Raw genomic sequence first — 23,559 nt, forward strand, 5'->3', positions numbered from 1 at the left:
GGGAGCGCCCCGGACCCGCCGGGCACCGCCCCGCCGGCGGTTCACCGCTACCGGGGCGGAACGGTCGGGCTATCCCCCTCCCCCGCATCCCCTGCGGCTTCCACGGGGGTGCCGGCGGTGTAGACGTCCTTGACCTTGACCTCGGTCACCGCGCGGCCTTCGGGGAAGACACGGCGCCAGTCACCGATGAGGTGGAGTTCGTCGGTGCCCATGGCGCGTACGACGGTCAGGCCCTCCTCGTGGGCCTTGAGCGCTTTCATCCAGAGGTTGGCGAATGCCTGGGAGCGGATGAGGTGCATCCAGTCGGGGCGGTACAGCTCCCGGTTGTAATTCGATTCGCCCATGGTGGAGACGAATTTCGCGTACATCGCCTTGACGTATTCCAAGGTCACCGTGTCATCGGCGGCGAGCGCGTTGTCGCGGGCGTCCTTGAGGACGGTACGGAATTTCTCCAGCAGATTCTCGGTGGCGCCCGAGGTGTAGGACTCATGGATTTCCGGCGGTTCGCACAGTCCGTACCGGGGGCCCGAGAGGCGCTGCAGGAGGCGCAGGGTGGGTTCGGTGACCCACAGCGGTCCGGGTTCGTCGCGCTGGCCCAGCGGGTTGGGCAGGGTGTGCTCGTGGTCCCAGTGCGGCGGGGTGATCAGGTGGACGCCGGCGCGGCGCCGGTCGTGGGCGAAGCCGGTGGAGTGTTCCAGCTGACCGATCGGCAGATGGGTTTTGAGCGCCGAGAGATACGCACCGTTGATGTCGAGTGCGGTGACCTGGTGTTCCCCCGGGGGCAGCTCGCCGCGGGTCCATTTGGGGCGGGCCTCCCAGATGTGGTCGGGGCCGCGGGAGCTCTGCTTCTTGAGGATGTCCGGCATCCAGGGGTGGGCGATGATGTCGTAACGGGCCCCTTTACGTGTTTCGTCCAACAGCGCCATCGCATCCGGGATGGCCCTTCTCACCAGCGCCGCCGTGGCCGCTTCGGTATCCCCGTCGTGGTCGGCGAGGGCGGCCCGGACCGCCTTTCCGATGGCGTCGGGCGGTTCGGACGGGGAGCGGAGGCCACGTCGGGCGGCGGGCTTGCCGGGCTGCGCGGTGGAGTGCCGGGCCCCCGGGGCGCGGCGCGGGCCACCCGCCTTCGGCGGGGTCGCCGGTGCCGGTTCCGGTGTGGGCGGCGGGCTCTGCTCGACCACCGGGACGTCTGGGGCGCCCTGGCAGTCGGCGGCGCTGAGATGCTGCGGAAAGCCGGCGACCCGGTGGACGGCCGGGCGCCCGCACAGTACGCAGGACTCCGGCACGGCCAGGCTTTCGACCTCGTCACCGGCACCGTCATCGCCGTCTTGGCCGACGCCCTCGGTGCGCTGGGCGTCCTCGGGTTCTTCAGAGTTCTCGGTGCGCTCGGCACCCTCGGGCTCTTCGGTGCCGGCTTCGCCGTGGCCACCGGCAGGTGCCGCCGTGACGCCCTCGGCGGGCTCGCCCCTCCGGGCCGGAGCACCCTGCTCGGGGGTGAGCGGGGCGTCCGCCCCGGAGACGGGCGGGGCGTCCGCCTCGGGGGTGAGCTTCGCGGCCAGGCCGTCCAGGAGATAGGCGTACTTCGCACGGGTCTGCCCGGCCGGGTCACGGCCGGACTCCCAGCCGGTGACCGTGGAAGGGCTCACGCCCAGCGCACGGGCCACCTGTGCTTTGGAGAGTCCGGCCTGTTCGCGCAGCGCCCGGCGGGCCTCCGGGTCGGGAAGGTCCGCTTCGGGGACGAGGGATGCCAGCAGGGAGTCGATGGCCTCGAACTCGCTCATCGCTCCACCGCCTCCGCACCGGCGCGCCGGGCGCGGCGCCGTTCGGCCAGCTCCGGGGTGACGACTTCCTTCACCCGCTGCTCGCCCCACCCGGTGATCTGCGCCGCCCGTCCGATCCGGCCGTGGACCGGCCGCCCGGTCACCGGATCCCGGGCAAGATAGCCCCGCAGAGCGGCGGCGACCCGCTCCTCGGCGGTCTTCAGCGCCTCGACCGCCGCAGCAAGCTCACACTCATCCTCAGCAAAATCCGACACACCATTGATGGTGTCAATTCCCGCTACGGCAGTCAAAACATTGACGATCGGCGTTTTGCGGATGAGATGGCTCACGGTCAGCGGCCGGGACCACCGGTGGGCGTCAGTGTGCCGGTGTCGTCCTTGCCGAGGCGTCGGGGGCCTGGCAGGTGACGTCACGGGACGGGAGGCGCCCGGTGGCCAGGTAGGCGTTGATGGTGCGATTGGCGCAGCTCCGGGGATCCGCCGAGTAGACGGCGTGACCTTCACCGCCGGCTATGTAGAGCATGCGCGAGCCCTTCAGGGCGCGGTGCATACCGAGGCCGCTGGCGAGCGGGGTCTGGGAGTCCCACTGGTTCTGAACGGTGAGCACGCCGGTGGTGTTGTTGACGACGGTGGTCTGCTCCGTCGGCTCTGCCCAGAAGGCGCAGGGGGTGATGGTGGAGGTGAAGTCGCCGTAGAGCGGGTACTTCCGCTTGTCGCGGGCCGCGTCGCGCCGGTACTGCGCGGGGTCACGGGGCCAGGCCGTGTCGCCGCAGACGACCGACCAGAAGGCGGCGGTGCTGTTGTCGGCGGGGGCGTCGCCGGTGGGGTTGCCGTCGTCGGTGCCGTCCGCGGGCGTGCCGTCCTCCGCAGCCTTGCCGCGCTGTGCGGGTGCGGCTCCGTCGGCGGCCTTCCGTATGTCGGCGACGGTGTCGGCGGCGTTCTCCGGCGTGACGAACCGGGTCTGCAGCAGGGCGCGGATGCCGTCGCCGTTGAGGGTGTCACCCTCGTGCGGGACCGGGTGGCGGTCGGCCCGGGCGATGAGATCCCAGAAGGACTTCTTCACCGCGGCCGGGGTGGTCCCGAGGCGGTAGGTGCTGTCGTGGCGGGCGGTCCACCGCGTCCAGCGGGTGAAGGCAGGTTCGGCGCCCTCGGCCCACGACTGGAACATGCCGCGCCAGATTCTGGCGGGGTCGACGGCGCTGTCCAGGACGGAGCGGTCGGTGCGCCCGGGGAAGAGCTGCGTGTAGACGGCGCCGAGGTAGGTGCCGTACGAGGTGCCGAAGTAGGACAGCTTCTTCTCACCGAGCACGGTGCGCAGGACGTCCATGTCGCGGGCGGTGTTACGGGTGGTGAAGTGCCGCAGGTCGTCGCCGTGGTGCGCCCGGCACTTCGCGGCGACGGTCCGGGCCCAGGTGACGTCCTGTTGGTAGGTGCCGGGGTGGTAGGGGTGCTTGATGTTCCGTTCCGGTTCGGTCAGACCACAGCTGAGGGGCGTACTGCGGCCCACGCCGCGGGGGTCGAAGCCGATCAGGTCGTACCGTTCGCGGACCTCCTTCGGCATGGTGTGGGCCATCACCAGGGGTATCGCCACTCCCTCCATCCCCGGCCCTCCGGGGTTGAAGAGCATCACACCGTGCCGCTTGCCCGGGATGCTCGTCCTCACCCGGGAGACGGCGAGGTCGATGGCCTTGCCGGTGGGACGGCGGTAGTCGAGCGGCACCCGGAGCGTTGCGCACTGATAGGCGGCGGGCGTCGTGGCGGCGCAGCGGTGCCATGCCGGGCGCTGGTGGTGGAAGCGGTACAGCGGGTCCGCGGCGGATGCCTGCGCGGGCAGCAGGACGGGGTACAGCGTGGCGAGGGCCCCCGCCGCGAGCAGGAGAGCCCAGCGTCGTGTGCGCACCGGTCCGTTCCTTCCGGTCGTCTTCATGATCGCTACGACGATCGCGTACCGGTAGGGGCCGGCGAATCAACCCGTGGACTTCACTACGACGGCCATGACTCAGACTCGGTGCGTACGCCGGGCGCTACCCAGGTATGACATGCGCCTGCATCCCGGCCGCCCGTATCTCCATCTACAGCACAGAACTGCCGAGTTGACGGCCCAGTCACTCCCTCAACTCGGCGTTCCCGTGTCCGCTCCTCAAGCCGTGATGAGCCCCGGGTCGCTGACGCCCGGCTCGCCGTTCTCCACATGGCCGGCGAGGCGGCGCAGGTACGAGGGGTCGGAGTCGGAGCCGACGGACAGGTCGTACCAGCGTTTTCCGGCGCGCAGGTCGGCGGTGTGCCGGAGGGTGCCGCCCGCGGGGACCGTGAGGGTCGCGGTGGTGTCGTCGTAGGCGTTGGTGAGGGTGAGGCGGCAGTCGGCGGTGCCGGGATTGGTGAGGGTCAGGGTGAGGTTGCCGGTGGATGCGTCGTGCCGGGCGGTGACCTCGGGGCCGGTGGTGGTGCCGGTGCCCCGGAAGGTGCGCAGGAAGCCGTTGGGGCCGAAGACCGACAGGTCGTAGACGCCGTGGGAGTAGGCGGTGTTCCAGGTGTCGGAGAGCTGCTTGCCGGCGTGGGTGGTGTAGGTCCACGGGCCGTCGGTGCGGTTGCCCGCGGTGACGGTGAAGCAGGCTCCGGCGTGGTCACCGGCGCTGAACGTCAGGGTGTATTTGCCGGTGTCGGGAGCGGCGGCTCCGTCCACCAGCGGGGCGTACGGCAGCGGACGGGTCGGGCGGGAGCCGGGCTCCTGCGTGGGGAGGGCCCCGGTGGCGGGCGGGTGCGGGACGTAGCTGTCGTGGCGGTCCTTGTCCGGCGGTTCGTAGGCGCCGGTGCCGGGCAGGGCGGCGGGGGCGGTGTCCTGGCGGGTGAAGTCGAAGGCGGAGGTCAGGTCGCCGCAGATGGCGCGCCGCCAGGGTGAGATGTGCGGTTCCTCGACGCCGAAGCGGCGTTCCATGAAGCGGATGACGGAGGTGTGGTCGAAGACCTCGGAGCAGACGTAACCCCCGGTGCTCCACGGGGAGATGACGAGCATGGGGACGCGTTGGCCGAGCCCGTAGGGGCCGGCGGCGTAGGTGGCGTTGCCGGGGAAGTGGTCGAGGGTGGTGTCGACGGTCGAGGCGCCCTGATCGGCGGAGGCCGGCGGGAAGGGCGGCAGGACGTGGTCGAAGTAGCCGTCGTTCTCGTCGTAGGTCAGGAACAGCGCCGTCCGGCTCCACACCTCGGGGTTGGAGGTCAGGGCGTCGAGGACCTGTGAGACGTACCAGGCGCCGTAGTTGGCAGGCCAGTTGGGGTGTTCGCTGAACGCTTCGGGGGCGGCGATCCAGGAGATCTGCGGCAGCTTTCCGGCCTGGACGTCGGCTTTGAGGTGGTCGAAGTAGCCGTCGCCGTTCTTGGCGTCGGTGCCGGTGCGGGCCTTGTCGTGGAACGGGTCGCCCGGCTGGGCGGTGCGGTACCGGTTGAAGTAGAGCAGGGAGTTGTCGCCGTAGTTGCCGCGGTAGGCGTCGTCGATCCAGCCCCAGCCGCCGTCGGCGTTCAGGCCGTCGCCGATGTCCTGGTAGACCTTCCAGGAGATTCCGGCCTGTTCCAGCCGCTCCGGGTAGGTCGTCCAGCCGTATCCGGCCTCCTCGTTGCCGAGGACCGGACCGCCGTCCTTGCCGTCGTTCCCGGCGTGGCCGGAGAAGAGGTAGTAGCGGTTGGGATCGGTGGCTCCGATCATCGAGCAGTGGTAGGAGTCGCAGACGGTGAAGGCGTCGGCGAGGGCGTGGTGGAAGGGGATGTCCTTCCGGGTGAGGTGGGCCATGGTTCCGGTGCCCTTGGCGGCGATCCACCGGTCGTACCGGCCGTCGTTCCATGCCTGGTGGCCGCCCGCCCAGTCGTGGTTGAGGCCCTGGATGAACTGCATGCCGAGGTTCTCGGCGTCCGGGTGGTAGGGCAGCAGGTCGGCGGTGCCGTCGGGCTGGTGCCAGACGGGTTTACCGCTCGGCAGCGTCACCGGGCGCGGGTCGCCGAAGCCGCGGACGCCTCTCAGGGTGCCGAAGTAGTGGTCGAAGGACCTGTTCTCCTGCATCAGCACGACGATGTGCTCGACGTCCTGGAGCGTGCCGGTGCTGCGGCGGGCCGGTATGGACACGGCGCGGGCGATGCTGCCCGACAGTGCGGAGAGCGCCGCGGTCGCGCCGGCTATCTGAAGGAACCTGCGGCGGTTGAGCTCTGGCATGGCCTGGACCTCTTGGTGTGTGGGGGTGCGCCGCGGTCGGGCGGCGTGGTGACAGGCGGTGCGGGACGGGACGGAGAGCCGAGTGTTCCAAGTGGGACGGATGCCGGGAAGAGGGCGAGGTGGCCGGGAGGTGTCCGGGGGCGGCAGGTCCGGAGGAGGCGGGGCCGCGGGGGCGGCGCGGCTGATGCCGGGCCGCACGGGCGGTGGAACGGGCCGACGGCGCTGCCGGGGCACCGGGCGCCCGCGGCGGAGGCGTCGATTCAGCCCGCCTCCACGCCGTCGAGCAGTCGCCCCAGAAACCGGCTGAACGTCGCCTCGGCGTCCAGGGGGCGCCCCGGGGCGGAGAGGGCTTCGGCGAGTTCCGGGTGGGAGCCGTCGGCGGCGACGGCGGCGAGATAGCGGGACTCGGCTGCGGCCCGGGCCGGGGAGTGTGCGAGGGCGGACTGCGCGATCTCGTGGCGCACATGACCGGCCACGAACGCGGTGAGCTGGGCGAAGACCTCCAGCTTGGCCGCGCCGTCCAGAGCGGTGGGGCGCAGCGCGGCAAGTACGTGTTCCAGGAAGGCCAGGGTGCGGGGGCCCGGAGTGCGGCGCGTGGTCAGCGCGGCGGGCAGCCAGGGATGGCGGAGCATATGGGTGCGTTGCCGGTGGGCGAGGGTTTTCAGGTCGGTGCGCCAGTCGCCGGTGGGTGGGTCGGTGACGGTGAGTTCGCCGGCGACGTGATCGACCATCAGCTCCAGCAGCGTCTCCTTGTCGGGTGCGTAGCTGTAGAGGGACATGACGCCTGCGCCGACCTCGGTGGCCACCCGGCGCATGGTGACCGCGTCCAGCCCTTCCGCATCCGCCAGCGCGACGGCCGCCGCGGTGATCGTCTCGCGGCTGAAGGAGGGGCGGCGGCCCCGGCGGGGTGTGGCGGGGCGCAGCCAGAGCTGTTCGGGGTCGGGGCCGGTGGAGCCGGGCGGTGCGCCGTGGGGCACGTCTGAGGTCCTTTTCTGGTGGGTGCTCCTGCGGTGGTCATCCAAGCACTCTTACCTCCTGGAGTTTATTCTCGTACGCTGTACGGAATTGAGATCCGTGGGAACACGGGGAACGGAGGGGGACCATGACGTCGACCGAGCGCGGTGCCGTGGGCGGGGCGGTGTGGGTGCCGCCCGCCGGGAGGCCGCCGCTGTCGTCGCGGCTGCTGAGGGCCACCTGGCGAGGGCTGCCGGCGAGGCGGTACCGGGCCGGGTGGGAGCCGGGGCTGATGGTGCCGGGCGCCGACGGCAGCCCGCTCCGCACCGACCACTACTTCCCGCGTGCGGAAGGCGACTTCCCCACCCTCCTGGTCCGCTCCCCCTACGGCCGGGGCCTGCCCTGGTCACCGCAGTTCGGTCTGCTCTTCGCCGAGCAGGGCTTCCACGTGGTGCTGCAGAGCTGCCGCGGCACCGGCGGCTCGGGCGGCGTCTTCGACCTGTGGCGCAACGAAGCCGCCGACGGCCGGGCGACGGTCGCCTGGCTCCGCGGGCAACCGTGGTTCCACGGCACACTGGGCACCATCGGCCCCAGCTACCTCGGTTACGTCCAGTGGGCCCTCGCCCTCGACCCGCCGCCGGAGCTCAAGGCCATGGTCGTCCAGGTGGGGCTGCACGACCCGCACGCCCTCTTCCACGCGGACGGCGCGCCGCGCCTGGAGAACACCCTCGCCACCGCCGTCGGCATGGCCCATCAGCACCAGGGCGTGGCACCGTTCGCCAGAGCCACCCTGCGGCTGCAGCGCCGTCTGCGCGACATCATCGGCGCCCGCCCCCTGCGCGGGGCCTACGCCGCCGCCCTCGGCGGTGAACCTCCCTGGCTGGACGGCGCGATGTCCCACCCCGACCCCGAGGACCCCTACTGGGACGGCGCCTGCCTGACCGAGGCCGCAGAACGGCCCGGCGTGCCCACGGCCCTGATCACCGGATGGCACGACGCGCTCGCCGACCAGACCTTCGCGCAGTACGCGCGACTGCGCCGGGCGGGCCGCCCCTCGTCCCTCCTGGTCGGCCCCTGGACCCACACCTCCGCCCTGGGCCGGGGCTGGCCCCTTGTCTTCACCGAAAGCCTCGCCTGGCTCCGCGCCCATCTGCACGCCGATTCCGGCGGCCTGCGCCCAACCCCCGTACGCATCCATCTCGGTGGCCGCCGCACCTGGCACGACCTCGCCGCGTGGCCCCCACCGGCCACCCCCACCGCATGGCACCCCGCCCCGGACCGGCGCCTCACCCGGCGGGCCCCCACGGGCTCCGCGCCGCTGGCGTCCTTCCGCTACGACCCCGAGGACCCCACGCCCTCCCTCGGCGGCCCCCTCCTCTCCCGCACCGCGGGCCCCCGGGACAACGGCCCGCTGGAATCCCGCGACGACGTCCTCACCTTCACCGGCCCGCCGCTGACCGAACCCGTCGAGATCCTGGGCCCGGTCACGGCCCGGCTGAGCGTCTCCGCGGACACCGGCCACGCCCACGTCTTCACCCGCCTGTGCGACGTCGACCCGCAAGGCCGCTCCCTCAACGTCTGCGACGGCCTCGGACTGCTCCGGACCACCGGGCACTCCCCCACCCACCTCACCGTCCCGATGAGCTCCACCGCCCACCACTTCGCCGCCGGACACCGCATCCGCTGGCAGCTCAGCGCGGCCGCCCACCCCCGCTTCGCCCGCCACCCCGGCACCGACCACCCCCCTCTCGACGCCACCGCGCTCACCCCCGTCCACCTCACGCTCCACACCGACTCGGCGCTGACGCTCCCCTGCAGCACCCCGCCCCCGCCACTCACCGACCCACCCGCCGGCCACTGACGCCAGGCGTCCCGGGCTCCCCGCGGACCGGGAAATCCCCTGCGGCAGATCCGCCATACTCGATCCGCACGGCCGGACACGGCACGGCGTACGGGAGGGGACTGTCAGATGGATCCGTCGGTCATCGCCACGCGGCTGGGGACGGCCGCACTCCAGCCGCTGGTACGGAAGTTGCTCGTCGCGGACGGGCCCGGCGCGGGTGTGGTGGGGCGGCCGGTACGGATGTCGGGGTGGCTCTCCTTCCGCGGCGAGAAGAAGCGGCTCAGCGAGAAGGATCTGCACAGACTGGCGTCGGAGCTGGTGCGGCGGGCGGTCGAGCCGCTGCCGTCCGGTGACCGGCCCGCCCCGGACGAAGTGGCCGCCACCGCGCACGCCCTCGCCTTCACCCTCCACGCGCTCGGCGACCTGGACATGGACGACGTCCAGGCCGTCGAGCTGGGCGAGGACGGACTGGCGGACCGCCTGAAGGCAGAAGTCCCTCCGTCCGCCTTCCTGTTCCTGTCCGAGGACGCCGTGATCCTTCACGACGCCGTCCTACGCGTGGCCTGCCGCCACATCCTCGACTTCTTCTCCCAGCGGTCCACCTTCGTGGCGCGCACCCTCGTGGAGCAGACCCGGCGGCAGGGCCTCATACGCTCCGACACGTCGACGCTGCTGGACCGCCTCCCCAGCGTCGATTCCCGGGATGCGGAGTTCGAGGCGCGATACGCGCAGCATCTCGTCCGCCGCCACAGCGAGTTGACGATCTACGGACTGGATCTGTGCCACGCCCGCGAATGGCAGCTCGACACCGCGTACATCTCCCTGGAGACCGAGACCCGGCAGGGCCCGGCGGTGCCCGTCCCCACCGAACGCATCCTTGCGGGGCGCGACCGGGTGCTGCTGCGCGGTCTGGCGGGCTCCGGCAAGACGACACTGCTGCAGTGGCTGGCCGTCTCCACCGCTCGCGAGAAACTGCCGGACGAACTGGGGGCGCTGCGCGGCCGGGTCCCGTTCGTCCTGCCGCTGCGGACCCTCGCCCGCGGAAAGCTGCCCCGCCCGGCGGAATTCCTCTCCTCGGTGGGCTTCCCCCTGACCGACCCCGACGGGTGGGCGGAGCGGGTGCTCACCGCCGGCCGCGGGCTGCTGCTCATCGACGGGGTGGACGAGGTCCCCCGCCACATGCGCGAGGCCGCCCGGCAGTGGCTGCACAAACTCATCGCCTCCTTCCCCGAGCGGAATCTCTGGCTGGTGACGACGCGCCCCTCCGCGGTCCATGACGACTGGCTGCAGTCGGACACGTTCGAGGAACTGTCCCTGATGCCCATGACGGAGGAGGACATCACCGCGTTCATCCGGCGGTGGCACACGGCGGCACGCGCCGGGGACGAACAGGCCGAGGCCCTGCTGATGGCCGTCCGCACCAAGCCGTATCTGGGAGAACTGGCCGTCAACCCCCTGATGTGCGGTCTGCTCTGCGCCCTCCACCGCGAGCGCCACGGGTTCCTGCCCGAGGACCGCAAGGAGCTCTACGACGCCGCCCTCGCCATGCTCCTGGAACGCCGTGACCTCGAACGCGGGATGCACCGCCCGGGCGATCTGCGGATCGGGAAAGAACCGCAGATCGCTCTGTTGCAGCGGATCGCCCACTGGATGGTGCGCAACGACCGCTCCGAGATGGTCCGGGACGACGCACACGCCATCCTCGCCGATCATCTGCCGTCGATGACGCACATCGACGCCGATGCGGAGAGCGTGCTGCGGTACCTGCTGGACCGCAGCGGTGTCCTGCGGCAACCCACCACCGACACGGTGGACTTCATCCACCGCACGTTCCAGGACTACCTGGCCGCCAAGGCCATCGTCGAGGCCCGTGACTTCCCGTGGCTGGAGAACAACGCCGAGAACCCCCAGTGGGAGGACGTCATCCGCATGGCCGTGGCCCACGGCCGGCCGGACGAACGGGCCCGTATCCTGCGCGGGATCGTCCCCGTCCTCGACGACACCCGGCCCCCCGAGGGCGCGAGCTCGGGACGGCCCCAACTCCACTTCCAGCGGGCGCGCAAGGCTCCCGCGTCGAAGTCCCTCAAGGGACGACGGCTGCCGCTGCGCCGCGTTCTGCTCGCGCGGTCCTGCCTGGACCACGCCCCCGAGGTCGACTCGATGCTGCAGGCGAACATCATGCTGCTGACCCGCGACCTGCTGCCGCCGGGCTCCCCCGGGGCCGCCCGGCGGTTGGCCGAGTACGGCGGACCGAACATGATCGCGATGCTGCCCGGGCCCGACAACCTCGAAGACAACCAGGCCGAGGCGTGCGTCATCACCGCCACCCGGCTGGCCTCCAACGCCTCCATCGCCTATCTGACCGGCTTCCGGACCCATCCCTCCTTGGCGGTGCGCCGCCAACTGGCCTGGTCATGGCACCGTTTCGACTGTGCCGCCTACGCCGAGGAGATCATCTCCCACCTCCCGGAGGGCGACGAGCTGTACTTCACCGCCGCGAGCACCGAACACCTCAGGGCACTCCGCGCGATGGGCGGCCGCGCCCGGATCCAGATCCTCGGCACCCACCACCCCGGCGACCTCGCCTCCCACCTGTCCCCGGAGCGGCTCACCCATCTGTGGCTGCGGGAGGGCTACACCACCGTCTTCCGCAGCATGAACTGGCTCGCCCGCTTCCCCCACCTGCGCACCCTCGTCCTCCCGGAACCGCCCCACCCGCTCGACGCCCACACCATCCCCGACTCCGTACAGATCGTCTTCGCCCACCGGGACGACCCGGAGCCGCTGGGGCAGTAGAAAGCCGGACGCGTTTCTCCGCCCTCGCCGTCACGGCCCCCTTCAGTCACGCAGCGCGAAGGACTCCCGCAGGTGCCAGGCGGCGCCGTCGTACGCCATGAGGTCGACGGCGGAGACGCGGGAGGTGACGGGGAGTGCGCCGGAGAGGTCCGCCTCGATCTCCGCAGCTCTCGAACCGCAGGTCGAAGGCGGGGTGCCGGCCGAGGACGTCCGACAGGGCCGCGCGGACGCCCCCGTCCATCCGGCTCTCGTCGAGGAACGGGAAGAGCACCGTGATGTGGGCCGAAACCCCTGCCTGCGCCGACGGATCGAACCGCTCACGCCATCCGCGGACGGCCGGCTCCGCGTCCGGCACCCTGACGACGAGCCCCGTCCGACCTCTCCGGAATGCACTTGTGCTGTTGTCCGACATGGCACAGCATCCTTCCAGCCCGCACACCGAGGGCTGCACCGCGGTCGTCAGCGTTGTCGGTCTTTGGGCGGAGGGATGTCCGGCGGCGGCTCGGGAACGGCGACGGTGTCAGAGGTGCTTCTTGTAGAACGGGATCAGACGGTCCAGGGCGATCTTGACCGGCTCGGGACGGTCGTACAGGTCGTAGTGGGAGAAGCCCTCCGCGACGACGAGTTCCTTGTCGTCGGATGCCGCGCGGCGGTAGATCTCCAGGCCGTCCCGGTAGGCGCCGAACGCTCCGGGCTTGTCCCCGACGACGATGCACAGCGGCCGTGTGAGGAGGACCTCGGCGCGGTGGAAGGCGTCCCAGCCGACCGACGACGCCTGCCGGGAGAACAGGGCCTCGGTGCGGCCGCCCGGCGCCCGGCCGCGGGCGGTGCGGTAGTAGTCGGTGGCCTCGGTCAGGTCGAGCTCGGTGAGGCCCTGCTCCGCGGCTGCCTCGGGCGAGGGCGGCAGGTACGGGTCCACCCGGGGTTCGGCCCCGCGTGCCTCGGCCGTGCGCTGCTCGGCGATGGCGTCGAGGGTGGCGAGGGGGTCGTAGCCGCTGAACGCCTCGTGCATGAGGCGTCCGAAGTTCACGCCGGTGACGCTGCCGACGGCCTTGATGCGGCGGTCGGTCATGGCGGCGTTGACGGCGTAGCCGCCGCCTCCGCACACGCCGATGACACCGATGCGGTCGGCGTCGACGTACGGCAGCGTCACGAGGTGGTCGATGGCGTAGCCGATGTCCTGGACGCGGAAGAACGGGTCCTCGATCGACCGCGGGGTTCCGCCGCTCGCGCCCTGGAAGGAGGCGTCGTAGGCGAGGACGACGAACCCTTCGTCGGCCAGTGCCGTCGCGTAGACGCTGCCGGACGTCTGCTCCTTGCACGAGCCGATGGGGTGGACGCTCACGATCGCGGGGTAGGTCCGGGTCTCGTCGAACTCCGGGGGGAGATGGATGTCGGCCGCCAGATCCCAGGCCAGGGCCTTGACGGTGGCGTGCTTGATCGTGTCGGTCATCAGGGGATTCCTCATCTGGAGAGTGGGGGCGGAGGCAGGCGGGCCGCTGCGAAGCGTTGACGTGGCGGCGGCCGGGGCGGAGGTGCGCCCCGCCGCCACCGTCCTGGGACGGTTCAGCGCTCTGGAGCAGGCTCGGCCGTGAGGTGCTCGGTGAAGAACGGGGTGGCCGCGGCGATGGCCTGGTCGACGTACTTCGGGACGTCGTAGAAGTCCATGTGGGTGCCGCCCTCGACGACCCGGAGCTGCTTGGGGCTGCGGACGCGGCCGTGCAGTTCGGTGGACATCCACAGCGAACCGGCCTCGCTGCCGGCCACGATGAGGACGGGCTGGGTGAGCAGGTCCTCGACCATGTGGAAGGCGTCGAAGGTGAAGATGCGCGAAACGCTCCTGGTGAAGAGGAACGTGTTCTTGGCGTTGGGGTGCTGGGCGCGCGGGGTGAGGTAGTAGTCGCCGGCCTCGACCAGGTCGCGCGGGGTGTTCTCGTCCGGCTCGGCCGGGACGTAGGGGAGGTAGGCGGGCTCGGCGCCCCGCGCGGCCTCGGCGGTGCGCTGCTGGGCGAGTGCCTGGAGGGTGGGCACGGCGGCGGCGTCGGAGTCGGTGCCGTACCAGTTGCGGCGGAAGGAGGTGCCGATGTTGACGGCGCTGACGGTGGTCAGGGCCTTGATGCGGTAGTCGGTCAGCGCGGCGTTGACGGTGTAGCCGCCGCCGGCGCAGATGCCGAGGGCGCCGATGCGCTCGGGGTCGACGTAGGGCAGGGACTGCAGGTGGTCGACGGCAGCGCGCACGTCCTCGACGCGGGCGTAGGGGTCCTCCAGGTGGTGCGGTTCGCCGCCGCTGTCGCCCTGGAAGGAGGCGTCGAAGGCGAGGGCCACGAAGCCCTGCTCGGCGAGCTTGCCCGCGTACAGACCGGCGGCCTGCTCCTTCACGCCGCCGCCGGGGTGGACGACGACGATCGCCGGGTGGCTGCCGTTCGGGTCGAAGTTCCCGGGCAGGTGGAGGTTGCCCGCCATGGTGATCTGACCGTTGGGGAAGGTGAGGGATTCCACTGTTCGTTCCTTACGTGGTGCAGGGTTGGGAGGCCAGGGGGCGCAGGTGCGGGAGACCGTCCCGGGTGTGGGCCGGTTCGGTTTCCAGGGCGTGCCTTCACTCTGCGGCCGGAGTAGCCGTTCGGCACCCGGCCGAAAGAGAGCTTCCAAGGGGCGGAAGCGACCTCCAACCGGCGCCGATATCGAGGAAACAGCAGGTCACAGAGGTGGAGAAGGGCCTGCCGTTACAGGTACCGGCAGAACCCCCCACGCTCACGGAAGCCGTTCTAGCCTGGAGACGTGAGTACCGAGAGTGACATTCGCGAGTTCCTGGCCTCCCGCCGCGCCAAGATCAGCCCGCAGCAGGCGGGGCTGCCCGCTTTCGGCGGCAACCGGCGCGTGCCCGGTCTGCGCCGCGAGGAAGTCGCTCTGCTCGCCGGCGTCAGCATCGACTACTACGTCCGTCTGGAGCGCGGTCGGCTGGCCGGCGCGTCCGAGGAGGTCCTCGACGCCGTCGCCGGGGCCCTCCAACTCGACGACGCCGAGCGCGCCCACCTCTACGACCTGGCCCGCGCCGCCGCCAAACGCCCCGCCCGCCGCGCCAAGCGCCCACGCGGACCGCTGCCGGACAGCGTGCTGCGCGTCCTGAACTCCATGACCGGCTGCCCGGCCTTCCTCAGCAACGGACGCCTGGACATCCTCGCGGCCAACCCCCTCTGCCGCGCCCTGTACAGCCCGCTGTACGCCGACGGCGCCCGGGAGCCGGTCAACATCGCCCGTTTCCAGTTCCTCGACCCCGCCGGGCGCGACTTCTTCCCCCGCTGGGAGGAGATGGTGAACACGACCGTCTCCCTGCTGCGCACCGAAGCCGGCCGCGCCCCCGGCGACACCGAGCTGACCGGCCTGATCGGCGAGCTCGTCACCCGCAGCGAGGAATTCCGCACCGCCTGGGCCAAACACAACGTCCGCCTGCACCACACCGGCCGCAAGACCTTCCACCATCCCGCCGTCGGCGAGATCACCCTCGACTTCGACACGCTGGAACTGCCCGCCCAGCCCGGCCTCACCCTCACCGCCCTCAGCGCCCCGCCGCACACCCCCGACCACGACAGGCTCCAGCTCCTCGCCACGTGGTCCGCCACCGAAGAAGCGTCCCCGTCCGCCGACGGCTCCGCCCGCACCGACCGACAGACGTGACGTTCCCGGTGGCGCCGCCTAGGCCGTCCGGTCTCACGGCATCAACTCCCTTTAGGTAAAGGGATGTTGACCGCGAGCACGAAGAGGCGGAGACGCAACAGCTCCGACCGGTCCGGCGGGTCGGATCCGTTCGGACCGGGACCCTCGGCGTTTCGGTCACGGCGCCTTGGTGGGCTCTCCCGGCCCGCCAAGGGTCGTTGTAGGCGGAACGAACATCTTTTCGCTCCCTCGCAGGGTTCTCGCGTCGTCCGAAACACATGTGTTCGAAGTGCTGGGCCTTCTCGTTGGACGCCGTGACAGAACGGCCCCCTTCGAAGGACGCACGATGCACCTCACACCTCGCTTGACATCCCGCCCTCCGCTGTCCGGACAGCGGCTCACCACGGCGCCGCACGACACCGGCACCACCGGCGCTTGCGCATGTCCGGATCGGCGGTGGGCGGCATGAGCGGATCCGGCGATGGCTCAGCCGACAAGATTCCGGGGCCGCGCACCGCCCCACCCGATCCCGGGGCCCCGCCCGCGGCGGAAGGCGGCCCCGGATCGACGATGCGGTACGTGGACGTGACCGGCAGCCGGGAAGCGGCCGGGCGGTCGATCCGGATGCGGGACATGGCCCGGCGCCTGCCGCGGCTGGTGCGCCGGTCGCTGGCGCTCGCCTGGCGCGTCGACCGTGCGGCGACCGTCGGTCTCCTGGTGTGCCAGGCGGTCGCCGGGGTGATGCAGGCGCTGGGCCTGGTCGCCATCAGCGGCACCCTCACCGCCCTGCTGACCAGCGGTGACGTCTACCACCGGCTGCTCGACGCCTGGCCGTCCGTGGCCCTGCTGGCGGGCGCCTCCGGCGTACGCGCCCTCCTGGGGATCACGGTCACCTGGCTCTCCTCGCGGCTGCGGCCGCTGATGTCGCGGGAGGCCGAGCAGATGCTGCTGGCGGCCTGCGCCGAGGTGGAGTTGTGCGCGTACGACGAACCCACCTTCAACCGCGACCGCGAGGCGGCCGACCGCGGAGCGCAGGTCACCGGCGATCTGATCGACGAGGGACAGGACCTGATCGCCTCGTCGGCCTCGTTCCTCGCCGGGGCCGTCGTCCTGGCCGGGGTGCACCCGATGCTCCTCCCACTCCTCGTGGCCGCCAGCCTGCCCCAGGCGTTGGCGCAGGTCAGCGCCGCCCGGGTCCGTTACCTGGCGAACCTGCGGAGCAACGGCGCCAACCGGATGCTCTCCGTGCTGCGTTGGCACATCTTCACGCGGGAGGCCGCCGATCAGATCCGGGCCGGCACCATGGCCGCGTTCCTGTCCGGCCGGTACCGCGACACGGTCGCCCGGATCAACCGCGAGGACCGGACCGCGGCCGACAAGGGCGCCCGGATGTCCCTGGTCGGGGCGGTGTGCGGCGGTGTGGGCTCGGCGGTCGTCTGGGCGGCGGTCGTGTTCCTGCTGGCCACCGGGCGGATCAGCGTCGGGCACGCCGGGACGGCCGTCTTCGCGCTGCAGACGGTGGGGCAGGCGGTCCGGGGCCTGGTGAGCGTCGGCGCCCGCGCCGTACGCACCGGGCTCTACATGGACGACTGGAGCGGCTTCCTCGACCGGGCCGGAGGGTTCCGGATGCGGCGGGGTACCCGGCACCCCGGACCGCCCGAGCGGATCGAGATCGCGTCGGTCACCCACCACTACGCAGGCAAGGACCGGCCCGCGCTGTCGGATGTCTCCCTCACCCTGCGCCGGGGTGAGGTGACCGCGCTGGTGGGCTTCAACGGTTCGGGGAAGTCGACGCTGTCGAAGCTGGTCAGCGGCCTGTACCTGCCGACGTCCGGGCAGGTCCGGTGGGACGGTCTCGCCACCGGTGACGCCGATCCGCAGGCGCTGTGGCGGCAGGTGGCCCTCGTCCCGCAGGAGTACGCGCGGTGGCCGTTGAGCGCACGGGAGAACGTCACGCTCGGGCAGCCTTCGCCGCGTGGTGACTCGGCGGTGCGGGAGGCATGTGCGGCCGCCGGTGCCGACGAGGTCGTCGAGGCGCTCGGTTCGGGGCTGGACACGCTTCTCGCCCGGGAGTGGCTCAACGGGGAGGAGTTGAGCGGCGGTCAGTGGCAGCGCATCGCCCTCGCGCGGGCGTTCTTCCGGGAGGCGGGGCTGCTGGTGCTCGACGAGCCGACGGCCAATCTGGATCCGCTGGCCGAGTTCCGGATCTTCCAGCGGCTGCGGGCCCTCGCCCGGAACCAGGTGGTGCTGCTGGTGACCCACCGGCTCGCCAACCTGGCCGTGGCCGACCGGATCGTCGTCCTCGACGCGGGCCGGATCGTCCAGGAGGGCACCTACGGGCAACTCGCCGAGCAGGAGGGACTGTTCCGGGAGCTGTTGGCCTGCCAGATCACCTCCGACACGGCGCGCGGCGAGGACGACCGGCACGAGGCGCCCGCATGAGATGGCCGGCGGTGCCGGAACCCCGGACCGCCGTGGCCCGCCCGTGGCCTCGCCCGCGGCGGCGTCGCTGACACTCCCGGTACCGGCGGTCCACCCCATGGGCCGCCGGTACCGGACGGCTCCCGCCCCCACACCGCACGGTCATCCGCCTCCTCGGTCCCCGGAGAGGCGTCAGAGGCGGGCGCGCTCCGGCCCCGCGCACAGTTCCTCGTACCAGCCCCGCATGGTGCGGGACCACGGGGACGGCCGGCCGTCCGGGTCGACCTTGACGAGGGTGCGGGTGCCCGTGGCGCGGGGCAGCGGGTCGTCGCCCTGGCGGACGCGGAAGCGCCACGCCATGCTCGTCCGTCCCAGATGTGTCAGCCAGAGGTCGACGGCGAGCCGGTCCGCGCCGTCGACCGGGGCGTGGAACTCGACGGCGAACTGGCGGACGACGTAGCGCAGGTCGGGGTGGCGTTCGGCGGCGCCCCTGGTGTCGTAGCCGGCCCCGGCGAAGGCCGCGGTCGTGGCGCGTTCGACGTACAGGGCGTACCGCGTGTTGTGCAGATGGCCGTTGAGGTCGAGTTCGTCGAAGTGCACCGGCGCGGCGTGGGTGAGATGCGGGACGTCCACGGTGCTCCTCCGGCTCGCCGCTCATTTGCCTGGTGACGGGGGCGTACGGGCAGACGCGCATCGGCGTCCCCGCTCGATCGTTCGATAGCGTAGGGCGATGATCCGGTGAGGCGCAACGGTTTCGCCACCCCGGCTGCCGCTCTCCCGCCTCGCCCACAGGCGCCTCCACATCGGGGTGATCATGCGATGACCAGGGCTTGTTGTGCACCTCTGGGAATCCCCTCGGTGAGAAGTCTTGTCCTGGCCCGCTTCCGGCCCTACGTTGTCGCAAATCAATCGATCGATCGATCGGGCTAGGGAGAGGTCATGACCCGGGACTCCGCAGCACCACGACAGGCACCACCACCCGAGGCCGCACCCCGCCCCCTCGCCACGGAGACGGCCCGCCCGGAAGCCGGAAAACCGACCGCCGACGGAGATCCCGGCACGGCCGCCGGGCAACAGGACGGCGGACTCAAACGCGGCCTGCGGAACCGGCAGATGAGCATGATCGCCATCGGCGGGGTGGTCGGCGCGGGCCTCTTCGTGGGGTCGGGCACGGTCATCCGCAGCACCGGTCCGGCGGCCCTGGTCTCGTACGCCATCGCGGGGCTGCTGGTCATCCTCGTCATGCGGATGCTCGCCGAACTGGCCGTGGCGGACCCGAGCACCGGGTCGTTCGCGCACTACGCCTCGCGGGAGTTCGGCAGCTGGTGCGGGCTCGCGATCGGCTGGCTCTACGCCTACTCGTGGTGGGTGACGGTCGGCCTGGAGGCGGTGATCGGCGGGGAGTTGGCCCATCACCTCGTGCCGGCGGTCCCCGCCTGGGTGGCGTCGCTGGTGCTCCTCGCCGTGCTCACCGCGTCCAATCTGATCCATGTGGGCGCGTTCGGTGAGGCGGAGTACTGGTTCGCCCTGATCAAGGTGGTGGCGATCGTCGCCTTCATCGGGCTGGGCGTACTGGCCGTCGCGGGGCTGCTGCCGGGCACCGACTCCCCCGGCACGGCCAACCTCCTCGGGCACGGCGGCTTCGCCCCGGAGGGCTGGTACGCGGTGCTGCCGAGCGTGCTGACCGTGATCTTCGCGTTCGGCGGCGCCGAGGTCGTCACCATCGCGGCGGGCGAGGCACCGCGCCCGGCGGAGGCCGTACGCAAGGCGATCCGCTCCACCACCGCCCGCATCCTCATCTTCTACATCGGCTCCATCGGGGTCATCGTCACGCTGCTGCCCTACAACCAGGCGAGCGTCACCGCCAGCCCGTACTCGGCGGCGCTCGACGCGCTGGAGGTGCCCCAGGCGGGCCGGATCATGGATCTGATCGTGCTGGTCGCCGTGGCGTCCTGTCTGAACTCCGGGCTCTACACGGCGTCCCGGATGCTCTTCGCGCTGGCCCGGAAGGGCGAGGCGCCGCGCCTCTTCGCGCGGACCAACACGCGCGGTGTCCCCGTACCCGCCGTGCTCGTCGCGGCGCTGGCCGGGCTGCTCACCCTCGCCTCGAAGTACTTCGCCGGGACCGCCACCCTCTTCACCTTTCTGCTGGACTCCACGGGGGCGGTGATCGTCCTCATGTATCTGTGTGTGGCGGCGTGCCAGATCCGCAGCCGGATGCGGGCCGAGCGCCTCGGGCGGACGCCGACGGTACGGATGTGGGCCTACCCCTATCTGTCGTGGACGGTCGTCACCGCCCTGGCAGTGGTCCTCGTGCTGCTGGCCTTCGACGCCACGACCCAGCGCTCGCTGTTCCTGACGCTGGCGGTGACCGTGGCGGCGGCGGGTGTCGGGGCGGTACGGCAACGGCGGGCGCGCAGGGGTGCCGAGGCCGTGCGGTAGCGGTGTCCGGGGCGGCGGACTCCCGTCCCGGGGCCGCCCGCTGCACCCGCACGCCAATCGATCGACCGATAGGGCGCGGTAAACTCGGACCGTCCGTCCAGCGTGCCCGCTCCGAGCGAAGGATCGTCCCCGTGGCCAAGGCCCCCAGCACACGCGCCGGCGCACAGGCACGCCGCCAGGTCTGGGACGCGGCGATCCGGCTGTTCGCCGCGAAGGGCTTCCACGGCGTGGGCATCCGGGAGCTGGCCGAGGGCGCGGGGATGTCGTCCGCGACGCTCTACCACTACATGGGCACCAAGGAGGAGTTGCTCGCCTCCATCATGCGGGCCAGCCTCGACCGGCTGAACGACGCGGCCGACCGGGTCACCGCGGACGCGTCGGACCCGCAGGCGCAGATCGTCCGGCTGGTCCACGTCCATGTCCTCACCCATGCGCTGCGGCCGGAGGAGACCGCCGTGGTCGACAACGAGCTGGAGGCGCTGGGTCCCGAGCGGCGTACGGCGATGGTGGCGCTCCGGGACGCGTACGAGGATCACTGGCGGCGCGCCATCGCCAACGGCTGTGCCTCCGGCCTGTTCACGGTGCCCGACCGGACCTTTGCGCGGATGGCGTTGCTGGAGATGTGTTCCGGGGTGGCCAAGTGGTACTCCCCCGACGGCTCGATCGCCCTCGACGGGGTGGCGACGGCCCACGCGCGTCTGGCGCTGCAGTTGCTCGGTGTCCCGGCGCAGACCATGCCGCGCCCCGATCCCGCCGAGATCCACACGGCGCGGGCGCTGGTGGAGGAGATCTGGCAGGTCAGCCTGGGCGCGAGCGCGCCCGCCCCGGCCTGACCGCCGCTCCTTTCCCCTTCCGCGCCGGCCCTTTCGTACGACACGTCGCGCAACGGCGTGCGGCCGCGCCCACTCTCGCCCGACCTCGCTGCGGACGCCGTGAAGCGGTCCGCTCACCGGGGTGCACTTCCGCACTCGGCACTCTATCGATCGACCGATCGATAGAGTAACGTGCGCGCTGTTCGGCGACTCCCGAGGAGCACCTTGTGGCTACTGACACCATCCCCACCGGTACGGCGGACAGCGCCCGGCCGGCCGACGGCGCCGGGAATCCCCGCGTCACGTACGCGGTCCTCGACCACGGCATCGCACGCATCCGGCTGTCCCGGCCGCACCGGCTGAACGCGGTGACCGAGCAGCTCGTCGGCGATCTGCTGGCGGCGTTGCGCAGGGCGGCCGACGACGGTGTGCGCGCGGTCGTCCTCTGCGGTGCGGGCCGGGCCTTCTGCTCCGGTCACGATCTCAAGGCCGAGCCCGCGCCGACGGACGCCGCGGGCACCCGCGCCCGGCTGGACCGCATCCAGGACGTGACCCGGCTGATCCGGGACGCCCCCTTCCCCGTCGTGGCGGCCGTGCACGGCTACGCACTGGGCGCGGGCTGTGAGTTCGCCCTCTCCTGCGATCTGGTCGTCGCCGCGGAGGACACCCGGTTCGGCTTCCCGGAGGTGGGCGTCGGGCTCAGCGTGACCGGCGGCGTCTCCCGGCTGCTCACCACCGCCGTCGGCACGCTCAAGGCGAAGGAACTCATCCTGCTGGGCGAACACTTCGACGCCCGGGAGGCACAGCGGCTGGGGCTGGTCACCCGGGTCAGCGCGCCGGGGCGGCACGAGGCCGTGGCGACCGAGCTGGCCTCCGTCCTCGCCCAGCGGCCACCGTTCGCGCTCGCGCTCGCCAAGCAACTGATCGACGAGGGGCTGGACGGCACCGTCGACCAGGCCCTGGCGCGTGAGGTGGCGGCGGCCCAGATCACCGGGGAGAGCGGCGAACACGAGCGCCCCCGGCAGGCGTTCGCCCAGTCGCCCGCGCCGGTCGGGGAGGACGGGCGATGAGCGCGTACGACGCCTCGGAGGGTGCGGGTCTGCCGCCGGAGTCGGTGCCCGAGCTGGCGACGCTCGTGGAGCGGGCGGCGACCCGGTGGCCCGACCGGGTCGCCTGGACGTTCGACGAGTACGGGCGGGACTTCACCTTCGCAGAGGTCGCGCGCGGCGTCCGGCGGACGGCGGCGGAACTGAGCGCGGCCGGTGTCGGACGGGACGGCCGGGTCGCCGTGCTGCTCCGCAACCGCCCGGAGTTCCCGCTCACCTGGCTGGCCCTGGCGGCGCTCGGCGCCGCGATGGTGCCGGTCAACACGGCCTACCGCAGCCACGACGCGGAGCATGTACTGCGCGACTCCGGCGCCCAGCTCCTCGTGACGTGTGAGGAGTTCCGGCCGATGGCGGAGGAGCTGCTGGCGTCCGTGCCGACGCTGGGCGCCGTGCGGTACGTCGACGGGACGGCGCCGCCCGCCGTCCCGGCTCCCGTGTCGCCCGGCGGTGCGTCCGGGCCCGGTGAACTCGTCAACATCCAGTACACCTCGGGCACCACCGGCAGCCCCAAGGGCTGTCTGCTGCCGCACCGGTACTGGCTGGAGCTGGCGGGCAGTCTGGTCACCGAGTTCCCGCATCTGGGGCCGGAGGACACGCTGCTCACCTGTCAGCCGTTCCACTACATCGACCCGCAGTGGAACGTCGCCGCGGCCCTTCTCGCGGGCAGCCGTCTCGTCGTGCTGGACCGGTTCCACCCGACCACCTTCTGGCAGAAGGTCAGGGAGCACGGCGTCACGTACTTCTACTGTCTGGGGCTGATGCCCACGCTGCTGCTGCGGATGCCGGAGCACCCCGAGGACCGTGACCACCGCGTCCGCGCCGTCCAGTGTTCCGCCATACCGCCCGCGCTCCACGCCCGGCTGGAGGAGCGCTGGGACGTCCCGTGGTACGAGGCGTTCGGGATGACGGAGACCGGTGCGGATCTGCGCGTCGGGCCCGCGGACCACGATGCGGCCGTGGGCAGCGGCTGCATCGGACGGCCGTTGCGCCACCGTGCCGTCCGGATCGCCGGGCCGGACGGCACCGCGCTCCCGGCCCACACGGTCGGCGAGATCCAGCTGCGCGGCCCCGGCATGATGGCGGGCTATCTCGGCCGCCCGGACGAGACGGCGGCGGCGTTCGCGGACGGCTGGTTCCACACCGGGGACCTCGGCCATCTGGACGAGGAGGGCCGGGTCCACTTCCGGGGCCGGCTCAAGGACATGATCCGGCGCAGTGGTGAGAACGTCGCGGCGGCGGAGCTGGAGGAGGTGCTCACCGCGCATCCGCGGGTCCGGTTGGCCGCCGTCGTCCCGGTCGCCGACGAGCTGCGCGGCGAGGAGATCAAGGCGTACGTCGTACCGGACGGCGACGGTCCGGCGCCCGGTCCGGACGAGCTGGCCGCCCACTGCGGCGAGCGGCTGGCCGCCTTCAAGGTGCCCCGCTACTGGGAGTTGCGCGACCGGCTCCCCATGACCCCGTCGGAGCGCGTCGCCAAGGGCGAACTCCGCAAGCGCCCCGCGCCCGCGGGGCGGACGTACGACCGTCAGGACAAGGTGTGGCGGTGAGGAGAG

General features: G+C 71.9%; 17 protein-coding genes. 8 read left to right on the forward strand and 9 right to left on the reverse strand.

The window, feature by feature from the left end; genetic code table 11:
* Positions 1 to 47: 47 nt before the first annotated feature.
* From ACZ4U4_RS14740 to ACZ4U4_RS14760, 5 genes are all read right to left on the reverse strand, one after another.
* Positions 48 to 1,781, reverse strand: a complete 1,734-nt coding sequence (locus ACZ4U4_RS14740; protein ID WP_467873353.1) for a helix-turn-helix domain-containing protein — start codon at positions 1,779 to 1,781, stop codon at positions 48 to 50.
* On the reverse strand, positions 1,778 to 2,110 hold the full coding sequence (locus ACZ4U4_RS14745) for a hypothetical protein (protein ID WP_467873356.1): 333 nt from the start codon (positions 2,108 to 2,110) through the stop codon (positions 1,778 to 1,780). Before ACZ4U4_RS14745 ends, ACZ4U4_RS14740 begins: the two co-directional genes overlap by 4 nt.
* A 28-nt stretch (positions 2,111 to 2,138) precedes the next feature.
* Positions 2,139 to 3,680, reverse strand: coding sequence for an alpha/beta fold hydrolase (locus ACZ4U4_RS14750; protein ID WP_467873359.1), 1,542 nt, complete (start codon positions 3,678 to 3,680; stop codon positions 2,139 to 2,141).
* Positions 3,681 to 3,920: 240 nt separating this feature from the next.
* Positions 3,921 to 5,978 carry a phosphocholine-specific phospholipase C gene (locus tag ACZ4U4_RS14755; RefSeq protein WP_467873362.1) on the reverse strand — a complete coding sequence of 686 codons (2,058 nt, stop codon included), beginning with the start codon at positions 5,976 to 5,978 and terminating at the stop codon, positions 3,921 to 3,923.
* Between the two features lie 260 nt (positions 5,979 to 6,238).
* Positions 6,239 to 6,955, reverse strand: a complete 717-nt coding sequence (locus ACZ4U4_RS14760) for a TetR/AcrR family transcriptional regulator C-terminal domain-containing protein (protein WP_467873365.1) — start codon at positions 6,953 to 6,955, stop codon at positions 6,239 to 6,241.
* Between the two features lie 125 nt (positions 6,956 to 7,080).
* On the opposite strand from ACZ4U4_RS14760, the gene ACZ4U4_RS14765 reads away from it, so the two are divergent.
* Entirely contained in the window at positions 7,081 to 8,793 is a 1,713-nt protein-coding gene (locus ACZ4U4_RS14765) for a CocE/NonD family hydrolase (RefSeq protein WP_467873368.1), read from the forward strand.
* A gap of 108 nt (positions 8,794 to 8,901) precedes the next feature.
* The gene (locus ACZ4U4_RS14770; protein WP_467873370.1) at positions 8,902 to 11,571 is read left to right on the forward strand and encodes an NACHT domain-containing protein; all 2,670 of its coding nucleotides are present in this window, start codon (positions 8,902 to 8,904) and stop codon (positions 11,569 to 11,571) included.
* A gap of 46 nt (positions 11,572 to 11,617) precedes the next feature.
* Here ACZ4U4_RS14770 and ACZ4U4_RS14775 read toward each other — a convergent pair whose 3' ends face one another.
* The 3 genes from ACZ4U4_RS14775 to ACZ4U4_RS14785 all read right to left on the reverse strand — a co-directional run bounded on the left by ACZ4U4_RS14775 (position 11,618) and on the right by ACZ4U4_RS14785 (position 14,070).
* On the reverse strand, positions 11,618 to 11,983 hold the full coding sequence (locus ACZ4U4_RS14775; protein WP_467873373.1) for a 2'-5' RNA ligase family protein: 366 nt from the start codon (positions 11,981 to 11,983) through the stop codon (positions 11,618 to 11,620).
* Between the two features lie 108 nt (positions 11,984 to 12,091).
* A complete protein-coding gene (locus ACZ4U4_RS14780) occupies positions 12,092 to 13,024 on the reverse strand; it encodes an alpha/beta hydrolase (protein WP_467873376.1) in 933 nt (310 codons plus the stop codon).
* A 113-nt stretch (positions 13,025 to 13,137) separates the two neighbouring features.
* The gene (locus ACZ4U4_RS14785) at positions 13,138 to 14,070 is read right to left on the reverse strand and encodes an alpha/beta hydrolase (protein ID WP_467873378.1); all 933 of its coding nucleotides are present in this window, start codon (positions 14,068 to 14,070) and stop codon (positions 13,138 to 13,140) included.
* Between the two features lie 279 nt (positions 14,071 to 14,349).
* Here ACZ4U4_RS14785 and ACZ4U4_RS14790 point away from each other — a divergent pair, with 279 nt between their 5' ends.
* Positions 14,350 to 15,246: a helix-turn-helix transcriptional regulator gene (locus ACZ4U4_RS14790; RefSeq protein ID WP_467873381.1), complete on the forward strand. Its 897-nt coding sequence runs from the start codon at positions 14,350 to 14,352 to the stop codon at positions 15,244 to 15,246.
* Positions 15,247 to 15,795: 549 nt separating this feature from the next.
* A complete protein-coding gene (locus ACZ4U4_RS14795; protein WP_467873384.1) occupies positions 15,796 to 17,667 on the forward strand; it encodes an ABC transporter ATP-binding protein in 1,872 nt (623 codons plus the stop codon).
* Between the two features lie 171 nt (positions 17,668 to 17,838).
* Here the strand turns inward: ACZ4U4_RS14795 and ACZ4U4_RS14800 are convergent, their stop codons facing one another.
* On the reverse strand, positions 17,839 to 18,279 hold the full coding sequence (locus ACZ4U4_RS14800) for an acyl-CoA thioesterase (RefSeq protein ID WP_467873387.1): 441 nt from the start codon (positions 18,277 to 18,279) through the stop codon (positions 17,839 to 17,841).
* Between the two features lie 306 nt (positions 18,280 to 18,585).
* Here ACZ4U4_RS14800 and ACZ4U4_RS14805 point away from each other — a divergent pair, with 306 nt between their 5' ends.
* The 4 genes from ACZ4U4_RS14805 to ACZ4U4_RS14820 all read left to right on the forward strand — a co-directional run bounded on the left by ACZ4U4_RS14805 (position 18,586) and on the right by ACZ4U4_RS14820 (position 23,553).
* Positions 18,586 to 20,088: an amino acid permease gene (locus ACZ4U4_RS14805; protein ID WP_467873389.1), complete on the forward strand. Its 1,503-nt coding sequence runs from the start codon at positions 18,586 to 18,588 to the stop codon at positions 20,086 to 20,088.
* Between the two features lie 131 nt (positions 20,089 to 20,219).
* Complete coding sequence (locus ACZ4U4_RS14810; protein ID WP_467873392.1) at positions 20,220 to 20,921, forward strand: TetR/AcrR family transcriptional regulator; 702 nt, start codon at positions 20,220 to 20,222, stop codon at positions 20,919 to 20,921.
* A 206-nt stretch (positions 20,922 to 21,127) separates the two neighbouring features.
* Positions 21,128 to 21,970, forward strand: a complete 843-nt coding sequence (locus tag ACZ4U4_RS14815) for an enoyl-CoA hydratase/isomerase family protein (protein WP_467873394.1) — start codon at positions 21,128 to 21,130, stop codon at positions 21,968 to 21,970.
* A complete protein-coding gene (locus ACZ4U4_RS14820) occupies positions 21,967 to 23,553 on the forward strand; it encodes an AMP-binding protein (protein ID WP_467873397.1) in 1,587 nt (528 codons plus the stop codon). The genes ACZ4U4_RS14815 and ACZ4U4_RS14820 overlap by 4 nt, the downstream gene beginning before the upstream one ends.
* Positions 23,554 to 23,559: the final 6 nt, after the last annotated feature.

The sequence above is a fragment of the Streptomyces sp. NPDC029159 genome, assembly GCF_055564055.1.